The organism is Planotetraspora mira, assembly GCF_016863275.1.
In the GTDB taxonomy this organism is placed as follows: Bacteria; Actinomycetota; Actinomycetes; order Streptosporangiales; family Streptosporangiaceae; genus Planotetraspora; species Planotetraspora mira.
Window position 1 is genome coordinate 160,316 of sequence record NZ_BOOO01000024.1, and the last position, 17,586, is coordinate 177,901.

Genomic DNA, 17,586 nt, shown 5'->3' on the forward strand with positions numbered 1-17,586 from the left:
GCTCTGCCCCATGATTTCCCTCTCTGATCGCACCATCCGGGTCGCCGCCGTGGTGCTCGCCGGCTGGTGTGCGCTCACCGCGTGCGGCGGCTCGGACAGCAAGGCGGCGACAACGCAGAACGACGGCGTCGCGTCCCTGGTCAGCGAGTCTCCCGCCAGTACATCCGGCACGGCGAAGCCCGATTCGGCGGGAGACTCCTCCTCCGACTCCTCTTCCGAGTCCAAGCGGCCCCAGTTGCGGCTGGACAGCTCCGCGGAGGAGGTGGCGGCGTACCGGAAGGCCTACGCCGCCTGTCTGACGGACCATGGAGCGCCCACCAAGACGAGCGGTGAGCCCACCAAGGCGGAAGTGAAGGCGTACGAGGCCGCGAGGAAGGCCTGCGTGAACAAGGAACCGCTGATGCCGCCGGAGTTCAGCCCCAAGACGAACCCCCACTACGCCGACGACGTGCGCAAAGAGGTGGCGTGTCTGAAGAGGCACGGGTTCAAGGTGCACATCACGCCGGCCACGGGTTCCGACCCCAACGCGATCGGGTGGACGTACGACAGCATCCCGGGGGAGGGCGTGGACATCACGAAGATCCAGAATGTTTGCCGGGCCGAGGGATACGGCGGCGGAGCCGCCCTAGAACCAGGCGCCGCCTGACCACCCCTCCCTTGGCCGTGATCATGCACAGGTTCGGTGACAGGCCGTCTGACCTGTGCCGATCCCGGGCGTGATCATGCACAGGTTCGATGGCGGGCCGTCTGACCTGCGCCGATCCAGATCGTGATCATGCACGGATTCGGCGTTGCAGGGGTTGACCTGCGGCGATGTGCAGCGTGATCATGCACGGAATCGGAAGAGGGCGCGCTGAGCTGGGAAATCTCTCCCCGTGATCATGCACGTGCGGGGGCCGTGCATGATCACGCCTGGAGCGTGGCCAGGTCGGCGGTGCCGTACCCGAAGGTGTGCATGATCACGTATGCCGTGAGGCCAGGTCAGGAGTGCTCCACCCGAAGGTGTGCATGATCACGCTTCGGAAAATGGCAGGTCAGACAGCCTGCCACCGAACCTGTGCATGATCACGCCGGAGGGGTGGAGGGGTCACTCGGGCCAGGCGGAGTTCTGGATGACTTCGACGAAGTCGATGTGGCGGAAGCCCGGGACGAAGTGCTCGAGCACGTCCGCGTTGACGGTGCCGAACGTCGTAGCCGGCCGATCCTTGAACCCGTCGGTGAACGCCGCCAGGATCTGTCGTTTGAAGTCGGGGCGCGGATGGGCGGCGACGACCGCCGCGACGTCATCGGGGTCGAGATCGTCATGACCGATGCCGAGCACGTCCGTCTCCACACCTGCCGTGACCAGGGCGATCTCGGGATCCAGCCGGTAGGGGACCTCGGGCGTGGTGTGCAGGGCGATCGCCTCCCACACTCTGCGGACGTCGGCCGCGGGCACGCCATGGGAGTCGAGGAACCTGCGAGCCTCGTCGGCCCCGTCGAGCTCGAACCGCTGGTCGGTGCGCCGGTAGGTCTCGGTCAGCCCCAGGTCGTGGAACATCGCGCCGACATACAGCAACTCGGCGTCGGCCGACAGCCCGAGACGTCTGCCCTGCAGCGTCCCGAAGAGGTAGACACGCCGGGAGTGGTGATAGATCAGGGGCGTCGCGGCGTCCCGGACGAGTTCGGTCGCCTCAACCGCGAGTTGCGAGTCGGGGACGGCGACGCCCGCGATGGTCTCCGACATGTCAGCGATCTCCTTCGGCCACCTGTGCTGTCTGGCTGGAACATGCCCTGCCGTTTGGCCGGATTGCCTCCCCATAAGGACAAGAACGCCTGGTAGGACATGGTCTGCCCGTTCGTGGCGCCTGCCGGAGACCGTCGGTGGGGTCTGCGAGGATGCGGTCTCCGGACGTCCAAAGGGGGCCGATCGATGGGTGAGCTGGATGGAGCCGCGGAGGAGATGGCGAAGATGGCCGAGTGGCTCGTCTCCAAGGCGCTGCTCCACCGGCGCTGCTACGACGAGCACCGGCTTCGCCGGTCGCTGACGGCTCTGACCGATCGGTCCGATCAGGCAGGTTGGGCGCGGACGGTCGACCGTACGCTGCTTTCCGGCCTGCGACAGGCGGTCACCGCCGCGTGGCAGGCCGGCTGGCAACCCGCGGACGTCGCTCGGAGGGTTCGCCGCCTGTTCGGCGGCGAGCATGTACGGCTCGCCATCGATGCGATGGCCGAGGAGATGCGGGCATACGCCGCAGTGACCGTGGATGACCGGTGGCTGGCTCAGCTTTCCGCGCTCGACGCCAGCGTGTGGTGGGAGGCCGACGAGGAGATCCTCCGCGAGAAGGGCGACCGCGTCGCGATGGTCACCCGTGCCTTTGAGGTCCTGTCAGTGCTGACCATGCTTCCCCGGCTGGAGCGGCTCTGTCCACTGCCCGGTACGGCCCGCCGTGCCGTACATGTCCCTGGCCGGGTGGCCAGTGAGCGGACCCTGGCCCGGATCCGCGCGTTGCTGGCGAAGGCCGAGTCCACCGAGTTCCCCGCCGAGGCGGAGACGTTCACGTCGGCGGCGCAGTCGCTGATGGCCAGGCACAGCATCGACGCCGCGATGCTCGCCGCCGAGCCCGGCGGCGTGCAGGAGCCGGGTGGCCGCCGGTTGGGGATCGAGGCCCCCTATGAGAAGCCCAAGGCGATCCTGCTCGACGTCGTCGCCTCGGCCAACCGGTGCCGCGCGATCTGGAGCAAGGACCTCGGATTCTCCACGGTGCTCGGGTTCGACCCCGATCTCGACGCGGTGGAGTTGTTGTTCACGTCGCTGCTGGTGCAGGCGACCTCGGCGATGGTTCAGGCCGGTGCCCGCCGTGACCTGGCCGGGAGGTCACGCACCCGATCGTTCCGTCAGTCGTTCCTCGCGGCATATGCCCAGCGCATCGGCGAACGGCTCCGGGCGGCCTCGGGCGAGGCGGTACGGCAGGCCGTGGCCGAGGCAGGAAGTGATCTTCTGCCGGTGCTGGCCGCCCGGGAGCAGGCGGTGGACAAGGCCGTCACCACGCTGTTCCCCCGGCTGGCGCGGAGCGGTGTCATGTCGGTCAACGATCGAGAGGGCTGGATGTCCGGGAGGGCCGCCGCCGACCTGGCCACCCTCCACGTCCGGGACAAGATCGCCTAAGGCGCCCCACGCCCCCATGTCCCGCCCCCATGTCCCGGCCCCATGTCCCGGCCCCATGTCCCGGCCCATGTCCCGGCGCCGAGTCCCGGCCCCGACTCCTGGGGCTCGGGACCCAGCTCTCGAGCGTGATCATGCACACCTTCGCGAATACGCCTTCTGAGCTGTGGAGATGCCGCGCGTGATCATGCGCACTTTCTGTGAATGACGCACCGACCTGCTGCGATGCATTTCGTGATCATGCACGTCGCCACTCGCGACGGCGGGCTGTCCGCGCATGATCACGAAACACGAACGCTCAGGTAGGGACTTGTGCGCGCGAACTTGTGCATGATCACGAAATGCATATGGCCAGCTCAAGCCCGGTTTTCCAGAAGGTGTGCATGATCACGCGGAGTGTTTCCGCAGGTGGAGGGATGCGTTGCCGAACCTGTGCATGATCACGCTCAGGGGAGGGGCTGGTCGGGGGTGGTTTTTACGAACCTGTGCATGATCACGCCGGAGGGGGCTGGGGATATATACGTTTTCTTGACGCCTTGGTGTGATAGCAACCCCCATCTGCCTTAGTAGTGTGCATTCGGCTTTATGCGAATTTGACGGGGAGGTGACCGAGTGGCCGGGTTAGTGCGGCCCCCGGTGGCGGGGGATCTGCGGACGTGGCTGCTCGACGGGCTACACCAGGAGGACCTGAAGGCCGTGGGGCCACATGGTCCCGACGCGCCGGGAGAGCAACATCGGTGGTGGCAGGTGATGTGCCTGACCGGTGTGGACTACTTCTCGACGCTGGGCTATCAGCCGGGCATCGCCGCACTGGCGGCGGGTGCGTTGTCGCCGATCGCCACGCTCTTCCTCGTGTTGCTGACCTTGTTCGGGGCGTTGCCGGTCTATCGGCGGGTGGCGGCGGAGAGCCCGTACGGCCAGGGTTCGATCGCGATGCTCGAGCGACTGGCCCCGCAGTGGTGGGGCAAGTTGTTCGTGCTGGTCCTGCTGGGGTTCGCGGCCACGGACTTCGTGATCACGATGACCTTGTCGGCCGCCGACGCCACGGCGCACATCCTGGAGAATCCGTTCGTCCCCCACCTGTTCGACGGCCATCAGGTCCTCGTCACGCTGGGCCTGCTGACCTTGCTGAGCGCGGTGTTCCTGAAGGGCTTCAAGGAGGCCATCGGCATCGCGGTGGTGCTGGTCGGCGTCTATCTGGTGCTCAACGCGGTGGTCGTGGCCACGGCCCTCGTGCACGTCGTTGAGCAGCCCGACCTGGTCGTGAGCTGGAAAAAGGTCCTGACCAGCGACCACAGCAGCCCGCTCGCGATGGTCGCCGTCTCGTTGCTGGTGATGCCGAAACTCGCGCTCGGCATGTCCGGCTTCGAGACGGGTGCGGCTGTGATGCCGCTGGTCAAGGGTGATCTGAAGGGCCGGATCGCCGGCACCAAGCGCATGCTGACCGTCGCCGCCCTGATCATGAGCGTCTTCCTGATCTTCAGCAGCTTCGCGACGAGCGTACTGATCCCGGAGAAGGAGTTCCAGGAAGGAGGGAAGGCCGCGGGCCGGGCCCTCGCCTATCTCGCCCACGACTACCTGGGCAACTATTTCGGGACGCTCTATGACGTCAGCACGATCGCGATCCTGTGGTTCGCCGGGGCGTCGGCGATGGCGGGACTGATCAACCTCGTCCCGCGCTACCTGCCCCGGTATGGCATGGCCCCCGACTGGACGCGCGCCGTCCGGCCGCTGGTGCTGGTGTTCACCGCGATCGCCTTCGCCATCACGATCATCTTCCACGCCGACGTCGACGCCCAGGGCGGCGCGTACGCCACGGGCGTGCTCGTGCTGATCCTCTCCGCGGCCGTCGCGGTGGCGGTCGCCGCCGCCCGCGCCGGGCAGACGAAACTGGTGGCCGCGTTCGGAGTGATCGGCGTCGTCCTCGCCTACACGCTGGTGGCCAACGTGATCGAACGCCCAGACGGCGTGAAGATCGCGTTCTTCTTCATCGTCGCGATCATCGTGACGTCGATCGTTTCGCGTGCCACCCGCTCCACCGAGTTGCGGGTGACCGAGGTGCATCTCGATCCGCTCGCCGAGAAGCTCGTCGTCGAAGCATGCGGAGAGATCCACCTGATCGCGAACGAGCCGCACCAGCGCAACCAGAGTGAGTACACCGACAAGCGCCGCGAGCAGTGGCTGAACCACCGGCTGCCGAGCTCGGAGCCCATCATGTTCGTCGAGGTGACGGTTCCGGACGCCTCCGAGTTCGAGACCGAACTCCGAGTCAGCGGCGAGGAGTTGTACGGCCACCGCATCCTGCGCATCGAGAGCTCGACCGTGCCGAACGCGCTGGCGGCGCTTCTCCTGTATCTCAGGGACCGCACGGGGCAGGTGCCGCACATCTACTTCCACTGGACCGAGGGCAACCCGATCGCCGCCATGCTCCGCTACCTCCTCTTCGGCGGCGGGGACGTGCCGCCCCTGACCCGTGAGGTGTTGCGCCAGGCCGAGCCCGACGTCGAGCGACGGCCGCACGTCCACGTCGGCTAGTCGCGTTGGTCCCGCGCCGATATCCCGGGAAGGTCACGATCGAATCGGGGCAATAGAGATTTCATCAATATCCGGCCTAGACACGTAGGAACCTCGTCAAGACCGGCGATCTGCCTGCTTGTCTGTACTTGGCTGGACACATGAGGATGGGACGTCCGGCCGGTCCCCGGCACACCGAACTGCTGATCGCGGCGGGATTCGCCGTGGTCGTGGGGGGCTGCCTGACGGCGACCGCGGTCTTCCCTCCGGGGGAGATCGTGGGCCGGATCGCCGTCCTCGCCGCCGTCCTGTGCGTCTTCGCGGCTCGGACGGCCGATCCTCTCGCGGCCCTGGCCACCGCGGTCATGGGCTGGCTGGTCGCCACCGGATTCCTGGTGAACCACGAGGGTGAGCTCCGCTTCACCGGCTGGCCCGATCTGCTGCGTCTCGCCGTCCTCGTCGCGGCCGTCGCCATCGGGACGCTGTGGGGTCGGATCAGAATCGCCCGCCAGTACGCCGCTGTGACGATCATCGAGATCGCCCCCGACGACCCGATGCTCGCCGATGCCGCCGCCCTCGCCGAACCGGCCGGTACGGCGAGGGCGGTGAACCACTGACGGTCAGAGACCGACGTCCCTGCGCGTGAGGTCCTCCATGCTTTCGCGGCGGACCACCAGCCTGGCCTTCCCCTGGCCGACGGCCACCACGGGCGGCCGGCAGGTCAGGTTGTAGGTGGACGCCATGGAGTGGTGGTAGGCGCCGGTGGCGGCCACGGCGACGACGTCGCCCGGGTGGATGTCGGCCGGCAACGGCACGTCCTCCGCGATCACGTCGCCCGCCTCGCAGTGGTGCCCGACCACGGTCACCTCGCGATCACCCTCGTGGGTCGTACGGCCGATGAGCCTGACCTGGTAGCGAGAGCCGTACAGGGCGGGGCGAGGGTTGTCGCTCATGCCCCCGTCGACCGCCACGTAGGTGTGCCCGAGGCCCTTCTTGACGGAGATCACCCGGTAGAGGGTGACGCCGGCCGTTCCCGCGATCGCACGGCCCGGCTCCACGATCAGGCGGGGAACGGGCAGCCCGAGTCCGGCGGCGCGTTCCTCGACCGCATGGGTCACCCGGTCGGCGAACGCCTCGAGGTTCAGCCTGGAGTCCCCCGGCCGATAGGCGATGCCGTGGCCGCCGCCGAGATCGAGTTGGGGCAGGGCCACGCCGTGGGTCTTCCAGACGCCGGCGAGGTGCTCGACCATGGCGCGGGCGGCCCGCTCGAACGGCTCGATCGCTGTGATCTGGGATCCGAGGTGGCAGTGCAGGCCGACGAGTTCCAGACGCGGCTGCCTGAGCACGCGGCTCACGGCGTCGCCCGCGCCTCCGGTCGCGACGGACAGGCCGAACTTCTGGTTCTCCCCTCCGGTGCGGACCGCGGCGCTCTCGCCGGCCTCGATGTCCGGGATGACCCTGATGAGTACCTTCTGGCGCTGCCCCGCGGGTACCAGCGCGGCCAGCCGGTGGATCTCGTCCACGCTGTCCACGACGATCCGCCCGACGCGCTGCTCCACGGCCAGGTGGAGCTCGTGCGGGGTCTTGGCGTTGCCATGAAAGATGATCTTCGCGGCGGGGAAGCCGACGGAACGCGCGACGGCCAGTTCACCGGCTGAGCAGACGTCGAGGCTCAGGCCCTCGGTGCTCAGCCAGCTCGCCATCGCGCGGCACAGGAACGCCTTGGCGGCGTAGGCGATCTCCGCCTTGGGCAGCGCGGCCCGGTAGGCGCGGGCCCGCAGGCGGACGTCGGTCTCGTCGATGACGTAGAGCGGCGTGCCGAACCGGTGGACGATCTCCATGAGCGGCACGTTGCCGATGGTGGCGATCCCGTCGTGCCGGAAGCGGGTGGTGGCCGACCACGGACCATGCACGGTCTCGGTCATGACAGTCATGCTGGCTCCTCCTCGGAGAGCAGGGCCTGCCCCAGGCCCACGACGGTTCTTGCGATGAGTTGGGTGTGGGTGGTGTCCGCGCCGGCGTCGCGCAGTTCGGCGACGGCACGCTCGAGATCGGGCATGTCGCGGCAGACGAGGTGGACCTCGAGATCGAAGTCGCCGACGAGGGTGACCGCGCCCATCACCGAGCGCATCCTGCGCAGTCGTCCTTCGTAGACGTGCGGCGTGGTGTCGGGCGCCAGCCGTACGCCGACGAGGGCCTGGGTGGTGAGGCCGAGCACCGCGGGGTCGACGTCGGCGTGGACGCCCATGAGGACGCCTCGTTCACGCAGGCGGCGCAGCCGCACCGATACCGCGCTGTCCGCGAGCGCCAGATCGCGGGCGAGCTCCCGGACCCGGGCCCGGCCGTCCATCGACAACGCGCGCAGCAGCCGCAGGTCGATGTCGTCAAGGACTCTCATGCGCCTGGCCGGGGATCCGGCCCCATCAGCCGTCATGGATTCCCTCCAGGATCGCCCCAATAGTTACAAAAAGGACGCTAGATCCTGGATGTCGGCGAATTCGTGATCAAGACACGATCCCTACGCGGACGCCGGGAATGTTGACGCGCGGTTGACGACGCTCCTCGCTCCGTAGCGATATGACCCTGATGAGCTGGATGTTCGGGCGGGCCGCACATAGCGTCGAGGGCATGAGTGTCTCCACCCCGCTGTGCGATCACGCGGCCGCGTCGGGTCCCGTCGTCCTCCGTGCACTGCGGCACGGCGAGAGCACGTCGAACGTCGCCTGGGCCGAGGCCCTGGCCGGGAGCACGGCGATCGTCCCCTCCGACGACATGAAGATCTCACTGACCGATCGCGGACGAAGGCAGGCCGCCGCGGTGGGGCGCTGGCTGTCGGCCCTGGATCAGCCCCCTGACATGGTGTGGTGCTCGCCGTATCTGCGGGCAGAGCAGACCTGGTCGCTGGCCCGGCGCGAACTCGTGGCGGCGGGACGCGAAGCACCGTGCGAGCGGGTGGACGACCGGCTTCGTGACCGCCATCGCGGGCTGCTTCACCATCTGCCCCCCGCCGTGGTCGAGGAGCGCTTCCCCGGGGAGGCGGCCCGCGAGGGGCGCGAGGGCATGCTGGGCTACCGGCCGCCGGACGGCGAGTCGTTCATGGACGTGGCGGCGCGGCTACGCTCGGCCTGGCAGGACATCCGCGGTGACGCGGCGCATCAGCGGGTCCTGATCGTGGCGCACGACGCGGTCGTGCTGCTCCTGCGCCAGATCCTCGAAGGCCTGTCCGACGATGAGATCCTGGCGATCACCGCGGGCGGTCTGGCGGGCAACGGCTCGGTCACCACCTGGGAGCGTCAGGACAAGCGCTTCCGCCTGGCCTCCTACGACTTCCGTGGTCACCTGCGGCCATGACGACCGCCGTCAGTTGAGCCTGCCGGTGGTCACGCCGTTGAACCAGCCCACGTCGTCGGGGGCCGTCCGCACCGTGATGACACGGATGTTCGTGAAGTCGTCGAACGACTCCCGGCCGCCTTCCCGGCCGACGCCGCTCGCCTTCACTCCGCCCCACGGTGCGGACGGGTCCAGGCGGTGGTGATCGTTCACCCATACCATTCCGGCCTCGAGCCGTTCCGACACCCGATGAGCTCGGGCGACGTCGCGGGTCCAGACCGCCGAGCCCAGGCCGAACGGCGAGTCGTTGGCCAGGGAGACGGCCTCGTCCTCGTCCTCGAAGGGGATGGCGACCACAACGGGACCGAAGATCTCCTCCTGCGCGACGCGCATGTCGTTGCGGACGTCGGCGAGCACGGTCGGCTCGACGAAGAAGCCGCCGGGGAGCCCGGGAACGTCGACGGGGTGACCTCCCGTCACCAGGCGCGCGCCCTCGTCCAGCCCGATGCGGACGTAGTCGAGGATCCGGTCCCTGGCCATGGCGGAGATGACCGGGCCGAGTTGTGTGCGCTCGTCTGCCGGGTCGCCGACGCGGATCGAGCCGGCGACCTTGGCGAGGGCCTCGACGACCGAGTCGTACGCGCCGCGCTGCACGAGCAGCCGACTGCCGGCGACGCAGGTCTGGCCCGAACCGGCGAAGGCGGCGAAGGCGGCCCCCTGCGCGACGGCATCACTGGGCGCGTCGTCGAACACCAGCACGGGGGTCTTGCCGCCGAGTTCGAGGGTGGCCTTGGCGAAGTGACCCGCGGCGGCCAGGGCGATCGACCGGCCGGGGACCGTGCCGCCCGTGAACACCACCTTCTCGACCAGCGGGTGGGCCGCCAGCGCGGCGCCCGTGACCGGTCCCAGGCCGGGGATCACATTGAGCACTCCGGCGGGGATGCCGGCCTCGTCGGCGATGTCGGCGAGCATGAGCGCGGTCAGGGGCGTGTGCTCCGACGGCTTCAGGACGACCGAGTTTCCCGTCGCCAGCGCCGGGGCGAGGCTCTTGGACGCGATCATCAGCGGGTGGTTGAAGGACGACAGGATCCCGACCACTCCGAGCGGGAACCGGCTCGTGTAGGAGTGGTAGCCGTCACCCATCGGGACCACGGCTCCCCGGTCGGCGAGCAGCAGCGCCGCGTTGTAGCGGTACCAGTCGGGGAGACGGGCGATCTGGGCCCTCGTCTCGGTGATCGGCCGCCCGTTGCTCATGGTCTCGAGGCGGAACAGGTCGTCGATCCGGGCCTCGATGTGGTCGGCGAAACGGTTGAGCACGCGTGCCCTGTCGTGGATGGACCTGTCTCGCCACACGCCGGAACGGAACACCCTTTCGGCCGTCTGGACGGCACGATCGACATCCTGGCCGGACGCGCCCATGACCTGGATGAACACCTCCCCGGTCGCCGGATTCGTCACGTCGATCGGAGCGGCGTGCCCCTCGGCCACACGCCCGCCGATGCGCAGGCCCGTGGCGGGCTCGTCGAACAGCGCGTCGCCGCTCATGGATGTCACCTCTTCGCCCGTATACCAAAAGTTATGACTGTATACAGGTTACCATATGTCATGTTATGTTCTGTTTGTCGTATTTCTGCGATGGAATCGATGGGGAGGGCGACGTCAGGAGGAGGTGCCGATGGAGTCAGCCGCGGCGCGGGTGACCGGTGCGTTGCGTCAGCGTGTGCTGACCGGCGAGCTGAGGCCCGGAGAGCCCCTTTCCCAGTCGCGCGTCGCCGCCGAGTACGGCGTCAGCCGGATCCCCGCACGGGACGCGTTGCAGACCCTGGCCGCCGAGGGCCTGGTGGACCTCGGCGCGTTCACCGCGGTCGTCAGGGGAACGTCGATCGGCGAACTCCAGGAGCTCTACGAACTGCGCGAGGCGATCGAACCCCTCCTGACCAAGATCGCCGTGCCGAACGTCGGGCGAGCCGAGATCGCCATGATGACGTCGCTCCTCGGCGAGATGGAGGCCCGCCCGTCGTCGATCGACTGGCTCGCCGCCAACGCGAGGTTCCACGCCCTGATCTACACGCGGGCCGACCGTGTGCGCATGATCGAGCTCACCACCCAGCTCAGGCGGCTGACCGATCGCTATCTGTACCTGCACGTCGACCTGTTCGGCGATACCGGCCGCCTGGACATCGAGCACCACGAGATCCTGGAGGCCGTCGGAATCGGTGACGCCGCCGGGGTCGCCGAACTGACACGCAGGCACATCGCGAAGTCGCACGATTACCTCCTGCGACACCTGCTCCACCGGGAGTCGGCCCCGCAAGCCTGAGGCGCGTCTCGCCCGGCTTGATTCCTCTCACAAAGGTCGACCGCCGCGCGTTCTGACAGGTTTACTCAGCCATTGACAGCTCTTAGCGAACCAGTGGTACTCTCGCGCGGAGAGCGCTCTCTTAGATGAGTTCGACCGATCGACGACCGGCGACGCGCGCAGGCGAATCGACGCCGGTGCGCACCTCCGTCTCCGCTCCGGGGCCGGAGCGCCGTCACCAGCCCGGCTCGGCCCACCGCCGCCGGATCGCCGATCGGTCCTCGACGAAGGGAGAGCCCATGTCGGACATGCGCGGGCGCGTAGACGTGGGAGCAAGCCCCGGCCGGAGGCTGGGACTTCGTCTCAAGGCGGGTGCCTCCGCCGTCCTCCTGGGGGTGGGCACGGTGGGCGTCGCGTTCCTCACCGCCGTGGCCGTCCCCGGAGCCGCGAACGCCGCCGTTCCGGCGCCGCCCCCAGGGTTCAGCCTCACCTGGAGCGACGACTTCGGCTCCGCCGCGGGAACGGGCGTCAACACGGGAACCTGGAAGTACGACACCGGTCCAGGCAGCAGTTTCGGCACCGGTGAGATCGAGACGATGACGAACAGCACGGCGAACGTCTTCCACGACGGCGCCGGGCACCTCGTCCTCAGGGCCCTGCATTCGGGGAGCAACCCCACCTCGGGCTGGACGTCCGGCCGCATCGAGACGCAGGCGGCGACATTCGGCGCGCCACCTGGCGGCGTCGTGCGGATGGAGTCGTCGATTCAGCAGCCCAATGTGACCACCGCCAACGGCGCCGGCTACTGGCCCGCCTTCTGGATGCTGGGCGCGCCGCTGCGCACCGGCACCCCCTGGCCGACCAGCGGCGAGATCGACATCCTTGAGGACATCAACGGCCGCAGTTCGGTGTTCGGGACCCTGCACTGCGGGACCAACCCGGGCGGCGTCTGCAACGAGTCGACCGGCATCGGCAGCGGCGAACGCCCCTGTCCGGGATGCCAGACCGGCTACCACACCTACGCGGTGGAGATCGACCGCTCAGTGTCGCCCGAGCAGATCAGGTGGTACCTCGACGGCAACAACTACTTCTCCCTCTCGGCGAATCGTGTCGACGCCACGACCTGGGCGAACGCCGTCGATCACCCGTTCTTCATCATCTATGACCTCGCGATGGGCGGTGGCTTCCCCGCGGCCTTCGGTGGCGGTCCCAACGCCGCGACCGTGTCCGGCGGGCAGATGAACATCGACTACGTCGCCGTCTACAACAAGCCTCCGGGCGGGGGCGGCGGCGGATCCAATCTCGCTCAGGGCAGGCCGACCACGGCCTCCTCGATCGAGAACGGGAGCGTCACCGCGCCGAACGCCACGGACGGCAACACGGGCACGCGCTGGTCGAGCGGGTTCAGTGATCCGCAGTGGATCCAGGTGGACCTCGGCTCGACCCGGACGATCAACCGGGTCGTGCTGAACTGGGAGGCCGCCTACGGCAGGGCGTTCCAGGTCCAGACGTCGAACAACGGCACCTCCTGGACGACCGTCTACTCGACCACCACCGGGACGGGCGGTGTGCAGAACCTCGCAGTCTCGGGCTCGGGCCGATATGTGCGGGTGAACGGCACCCAGCGGGCGACGCCGTACGGCTACTCGCTCTGGGAGTTCCAGGTCTTCGGGACCTAGCGATCGGGCGGGGTGCCGAGGCGAAGCCGATCCGCCTCGGCACCCCGTTTCCGTCGTTCACCTGACATCCCGCAAGCAGGCGAGAACATCTGAGAGCGCTCTCTATCTCTCTTGCCGGGATCGTTGACGGCAATCGCCGACACCTGTGATGGAATACAGGGCGGATGAGGGGACCGGCCGCAGACGATGCCGGTCCCGCCTTCCTGAATCGCCTCGGACCCGCCGGCCGGCCAGGAGTCCTGTCGCGCCGCGACGGCACAATGGCGTCATGACCATCCCCTCGGCCATCGCCTCCTTCGCCGTCGTCGCGGGTCTGCTGACCATCGTCCCGGGTCTCGACACGGCATTGGTGCTGCGCAGCGCCGCGACCCGTGGCCGAACGCATGCCTTCGCCACCGCACTGGGCATCAGCACCGGGGCTCTGGCCTGGGGTGCCGCCGCGGCCTGCGGAGCCACCGCCCTGCTGACGGTCTCTCACGGTGCCTACACGGCCCTGCGCATCGCGGGTGCGATCTATCTGCTGTGGATGGGCGTCGGGATGTTGCGCGCGCTGCGCGGAGAGCAGGTCCTCGCCGTGCGCCGGGATCCGCAGGCGGTGCGGCTGTCCGGCTCCTATCTGCGCGGCCTCACCACCAACCTGCTCAACCCCAAGATCGGTGTCTTCTATACGGCGATGTTGCCGCAGTTCATTCCGGAGGGCGCCCCGCACCTGGCGACGGGACTCCTGCTGGCTCTGGTCCATGACATCGAGGGGATGGCCTGGTTCGCCCTCCTGATCCTGGGTGCGCACCAGATCGGAGCGCTGTTGCGGCGCCTGCGGCTCAGCCGGCGGGCGGTGCGGCGCTCGATGGACGCGGTCACCGGAACGGTCCTCATCGGCTTCGGTCTGGAATTGGCTCTGTCCGAACGCTGAAGGGCCACATCGGGAAACGCTCTCTTGCCTCGAGGCGGCGGGCGAAGAAGGAAGCGCGACCGGGGCGGCATCGCGAATTCGCCACGTCAACGGCATTGTGCCATTTCTCATGAGTGAGCCGATGCGATGACTGACAGGAATCCCCGACGGATCGCAAAACCGGAATTGACGAGCAGGTTCTGAGGAAGTTTCACGTCGACGGCTCCTGGTGGCGGATCCTCCATGAGGTCAGGGCCTCAGGACGGAGCCGGAGCGACCCCGCCGTTCCCGCATGACCTGCGGAATGACACCCGCCGCATTCTCCCGAGAAGACTCCCGGCGCATGTCGTCCGCCCGGAGAAGCGGAGAGAACGAGAAAAGTGGCCATGGCGCGGACGCGATTAACCGGATAGAAATATCTCATCACTTCTTATCAGGCCTGACGTGAGTTCACGCTGACCAGGGAGCGCTCTCTCGCTGGGAACCGGCGTCGGGCCGCCGTTCTCGATAGGCAGGTCGATGAGAACAGTCCGTGATCAGGGTGCGTGGAGAATGGCGCGCGCACGTAGAGGCACCTCCTTCATCCGGCGTCTCGGCGTCACGGCCTCGGCGGTCGCGCTCACCGCCGCCGGGTTGGCGCCCATGACGGGCACCGCGGCCGCGCACACGAGCAGGCAGCCGGACTTCGGGCCCAATGTCTTCGTGTACGACCCGTCGACGCCCGTCGCGGAGATCCAGGCGAAGTTCGACCAGATCTTCGCCCAGCAAGAGCACAACGAGATGGGCACCAATCGTTACGCCGTGTTGTTCAAGCCGGGGCAGTACGACGTCAACGCGCGACTCGGTTACTACACCACGGTGGCCGGGCTCGGCCGGTCTCCCGACGACGTGGACGTCCACGGCGCGGTGCGGGTCGTCGGACAACCCGACCCGGGCTCCGCGGCAGGCATCTCCGCGCTCACCAACTTCTGGCGCTCCGCCGAGAACCTGTCGGTGACGCCGACCGACTGGTCGAACCAGTGGGCGGTGTCGCAGGCCTCACCGATGCGGCGGGTCCACATCAAGGGCATCCTCTGGCTGGAGCCGGGGAACGGCGGGTTCTCGAGCGGCGGCTACATCGCCGACTCCAAGGTCGACGGGATCACGATCAACGGCTCGCAGCAGCAGTGGCTGACCCGCGACAGCGTGCTCGGCGACATCTGGACCAACGGCGTGTGGAACCAGGTGTTCTCCGGGGTCACCGGCGCGCCCGCGCAGGGCTTCCCGAGCCCGCCGTACACGACGCTCGCGACCAGCCCCGTGACGCGGGAGAAGCCCTACCTCTACGTGGACGACGCGGGCCGCTACCGGGTGTTCCTGCCGGCCCTGCGGCATGACACCTCCGGCACGACCTGGGACGCCGGCCAGCAGCAACAGGGCTCGTCGGCGTCGATCGACGACTTCTACATCGCCAAACCGGGCGACAGCGCGGCGAAGATCAACCTGGCGCTGCTGCTCGGCAAGAACCTCCTGCTCACTCCGGGCGTCTACCACCTCGACCAGCCCATCCACGTGCTGCGCAAGAACACGGTCATCCTGGGTCTGGGGATGCCGAGCCTGGCGCCGGACACCGGCAAGGCGGCGTTGCAGATCGCCGACGTCGACGGAGTCCGGGTCGCGGGCGTCCTCGTCGACGCCGGCAAGCGGGAGTCCGACACGCTCGTGCAGGTCGGCAGCCCGCTGAGCCATCGGGACCACTCCGCCAACCCGACCTCGCTCCAGGACGTGTTCTTCCGGATCGGCGGCCCATGGGTCGGCAAAGCCGAGACGAGCCTCGTGGTGAACAGCGACGACACGATCATCGACAACATCTGGGCGTGGCGCGGCGACCACGGCAACGGAATCGGCTGGACCCAGAACACCGCGGACACGGGCGTCGTGATCAACGGCGACGACGTGACGGCTTACGGTCTGTTCGTCGAGCACTACCAGAAGTACCAGACGATCTGGAACGGCGAACGCGGACGGACGATCTTCTATCAGAGCGAGTTGCCCTACGACCCGCCGAGCCAGGCCGCATGGACCAGCCCGACCGGCAAGGGCTACGCGTCGTACAAGGTCGGCCCCAGGGTGAAGTCCCACGACGCGTGGGGCCTCGGCGTCTACTCCTACTTCAACCAGGGAGTGGACATCCGCGCGGACCGCGGGATCGAGGCGCCGAAGACGTCGAAGGTCCGCTTCAACGACATGATCACGGTCTTCCTGGACGGCAGCGGCGGCATCGAGCGGACGATCAACGACGCGGGCACGCCCGTCGTCGGTTCGTACGGCACGAGCACCATCGTCAGCTACCCGTGACCTGACGCGATCCCCTCATGTCGCGGCAGGCCGGTCCGGGTCATTTCCCGGGCCGGCCTGCCGTACGAGGAAAACAGGTGGTGACGGCGATCGGATGCTTTGGTACAACCGGTGTTGATATTGGTCGTACCGGGAGGGCGCCATGACCGAGTCGGACGGCGCGGCGGCAGGCAGTGCGGCACGACGACGGCCAGCGGTGGCGTGGCGTGTGTCCCTGGTGCTGGCGGTGTGGGGGCTGTTCAGCGCCCTGTTCACGTACATGTATCTGGACGAGCTGATCAACCGTGACAGCTATGACCACGGCAACTCCAGCTACCGGGTCCCCTTCCTGAACTTCCCCGCCGCGCTCGTCGCCACCGTCACGATGCTGGTGCTCGCCTACCTGGTCTTCAGGGGTGGCACGAAGGACCAGACGCGGACGCTGAGTCAGATCACGGTGGCTGTGGTCGTGAGTGCGGTCCTGGGAGTGGCGGCGATGTTCGTGCGGCCGGAGGGAATCACGTTCTTCATGGCCGCGTTCGCGATCGTCGGCCTCATGGTCGCGCGCTCGCCGGACGTCCGCGAATGGTGCCGGTGGTGACCGCGCGCATGAAGCGGTGGTGACCGTTCAGGCAGCGCCGGTGTAGGCGGCCGTCGTCCGGTCGGCGGCGGCCCGCGCCGTGGCCTCGTCCGTGCCCGTCGCGATGTCCGCGTCACCCCACCGCTCGCTGCTGAGAGTGATGAAGCGCTTCCCCTCCTCGGTCGCGAACCAGGCCGCTGCCTCCGCCGGATCCACGGCCTTCTTCGACGACAGGTGGAGCGTCAGGCCGATGAGGCCCATGTCCCAGCCGATGCCGACGGCGCCGGGGCCGAACTCGGTCCAGTGCTCGTCGACGTGTGCGGTGTGCTCGAGTTCGAACCGTGTGCCGCCATCGGGCTCGGCTGTGAGTCGCACTTCGATCCAGCTCACCATGTCGCCGTACTCCCAGGTGGCGGCGTAACTCTTCGGCGGATCGCAGCGCTCGATCAGGCCGCCCGCGTTGCCCTCGAGTTGGTAGCGGCCGCCGACGCGCAGGTCGCCCGACACCGGCAGGAACCATCGGGCGATGCGCTCGGGATCGGTGCAGGCGTTCCAGAGGTCGTCGACGGACGTGTCGTAGGCCTGGCTGATGGTCAGGACGCGCGCCTCACCCGCCTCCAGCACACGGGTGCCCAGTTGCCGCCGCACGGCGTTGATCTGATGGGTGACATCGATCATGGAGTCTCGCCCTTCCGGTGCGGGCCCACGGCCCTGCTTCGCACGCCGAGCGCGTGCACGACGGAAACTACTCTCGGCGCTTATATACGTCAACCCTTATAAGAGCCGGTCGGAGCGCTGAGAAGTTCAGACGATCCCTCATGTATCCCGGAC

General features: G+C 68.1%; 15 protein-coding genes. 10 read left to right on the forward strand and 5 right to left on the reverse strand.

Annotated features, from left to right (window positions below; all coding sequences use genetic code 11):
• The first annotated feature begins 10 nt into the window (after positions 1 to 10).
• Positions 11 to 646 (forward strand): hypothetical protein, encoded by a 636-nt coding sequence (locus Pmi06nite_RS23275; protein ID WP_203955196.1) that lies wholly within the window; start codon positions 11 to 13, stop codon positions 644 to 646.
• Positions 647 to 1,087: 441 nt separating this feature from the next.
• On the opposite strand, the gene Pmi06nite_RS23280 is transcribed toward Pmi06nite_RS23275, so the two are convergent.
• Positions 1,088 to 1,726, reverse strand: a complete 639-nt coding sequence (locus Pmi06nite_RS23280) for an HD domain-containing protein (protein WP_203955197.1) — start codon at positions 1,724 to 1,726, stop codon at positions 1,088 to 1,090.
• A 186-nt stretch (positions 1,727 to 1,912) separates the two neighbouring features.
• On the opposite strand from Pmi06nite_RS23280, the gene Pmi06nite_RS23285 reads away from it, so the two are divergent.
• The 3 genes from Pmi06nite_RS23285 (at position 1,913) to Pmi06nite_RS23295 (ending at position 6,276) form a co-directional block, all read left to right on the forward strand.
• Positions 1,913 to 3,148, forward strand: a complete 1,236-nt coding sequence (locus Pmi06nite_RS23285; protein ID WP_203955198.1) for a DUF2786 domain-containing protein — start codon at positions 1,913 to 1,915, stop codon at positions 3,146 to 3,148.
• Between the two features lie 609 nt (positions 3,149 to 3,757).
• Entirely contained in the window at positions 3,758 to 5,680 is a 1,923-nt protein-coding gene (locus Pmi06nite_RS23290; protein WP_239114143.1) for an amino acid transporter, read from the forward strand.
• 140 nt (positions 5,681 to 5,820) lie between these two features.
• A complete protein-coding gene (locus tag Pmi06nite_RS23295; protein ID WP_203955199.1) occupies positions 5,821 to 6,276 on the forward strand; it encodes a hypothetical protein in 456 nt (151 codons plus the stop codon).
• A gap of 3 nt (positions 6,277 to 6,279) precedes the next feature.
• Here Pmi06nite_RS23295 and lysA read toward each other — a convergent pair whose 3' ends face one another.
• Positions 6,280 to 7,593 carry a diaminopimelate decarboxylase gene (gene lysA / locus Pmi06nite_RS23300; RefSeq protein ID WP_203955200.1) on the reverse strand — a complete coding sequence of 438 codons (1,314 nt, stop codon included), beginning with the start codon at positions 7,591 to 7,593 and terminating at the stop codon, positions 6,280 to 6,282.
• Positions 7,590 to 8,093: an Lrp/AsnC family transcriptional regulator gene (locus tag Pmi06nite_RS23305; protein WP_203955201.1), complete on the reverse strand. Its 504-nt coding sequence runs from the start codon at positions 8,091 to 8,093 to the stop codon at positions 7,590 to 7,592. Before Pmi06nite_RS23305 ends, lysA begins: the two co-directional genes overlap by 4 nt.
• Before the next feature lie 194 nt (positions 8,094 to 8,287).
• On the opposite strand from Pmi06nite_RS23305, the gene Pmi06nite_RS23310 reads away from it, so the two are divergent.
• Positions 8,288 to 9,010, forward strand: coding sequence for a histidine phosphatase family protein (locus Pmi06nite_RS23310; RefSeq protein WP_203955202.1), 723 nt, complete (start codon positions 8,288 to 8,290; stop codon positions 9,008 to 9,010).
• Positions 9,011 to 9,019: 9 nt separating this feature from the next.
• Here the strand turns inward: Pmi06nite_RS23310 and Pmi06nite_RS23315 are convergent, their stop codons facing one another.
• A complete protein-coding gene (locus Pmi06nite_RS23315; protein ID WP_203955203.1) occupies positions 9,020 to 10,534 on the reverse strand; it encodes an aldehyde dehydrogenase in 1,515 nt (504 codons plus the stop codon).
• A gap of 130 nt (positions 10,535 to 10,664) precedes the next feature.
• Between Pmi06nite_RS23315 and Pmi06nite_RS23320 the strand changes: the two genes are divergently transcribed.
• From Pmi06nite_RS23320 to Pmi06nite_RS23340, 5 genes are all read left to right on the forward strand, one after another.
• On the forward strand, positions 10,665 to 11,309 hold the full coding sequence (locus Pmi06nite_RS23320) for a GntR family transcriptional regulator (RefSeq protein ID WP_203955204.1): 645 nt from the start codon (positions 10,665 to 10,667) through the stop codon (positions 11,307 to 11,309).
• Between the two features lie 278 nt (positions 11,310 to 11,587).
• The gene (locus Pmi06nite_RS23325) at positions 11,588 to 12,967 is read left to right on the forward strand and encodes a galactose-binding domain-containing protein (protein ID WP_203955205.1); all 1,380 of its coding nucleotides are present in this window, start codon (positions 11,588 to 11,590) and stop codon (positions 12,965 to 12,967) included.
• 268 nt (positions 12,968 to 13,235) lie between these two features.
• Positions 13,236 to 13,880 (forward strand): LysE family translocator, encoded by a 645-nt coding sequence (locus Pmi06nite_RS23330; RefSeq protein ID WP_203955206.1) that lies wholly within the window; start codon positions 13,236 to 13,238, stop codon positions 13,878 to 13,880.
• 531 nt (positions 13,881 to 14,411) lie between these two features.
• Positions 14,412 to 16,196, forward strand: coding sequence for a pectate lyase-like domain-containing protein (locus tag Pmi06nite_RS23335; protein ID WP_203955207.1), 1,785 nt, complete (start codon positions 14,412 to 14,414; stop codon positions 16,194 to 16,196).
• A gap of 142 nt (positions 16,197 to 16,338) precedes the next feature.
• On the forward strand, positions 16,339 to 16,776 hold the full coding sequence (locus tag Pmi06nite_RS23340) for a hypothetical protein (RefSeq protein WP_203955208.1): 438 nt from the start codon (positions 16,339 to 16,341) through the stop codon (positions 16,774 to 16,776).
• Between the two features lie 27 nt (positions 16,777 to 16,803).
• On the opposite strand, the gene Pmi06nite_RS23345 is transcribed toward Pmi06nite_RS23340, so the two are convergent.
• The gene (locus Pmi06nite_RS23345) at positions 16,804 to 17,433 is read right to left on the reverse strand and encodes an SRPBCC family protein (protein ID WP_203955209.1); all 630 of its coding nucleotides are present in this window, start codon (positions 17,431 to 17,433) and stop codon (positions 16,804 to 16,806) included.
• Positions 17,434 to 17,586 lie beyond the last annotated feature (153 nt).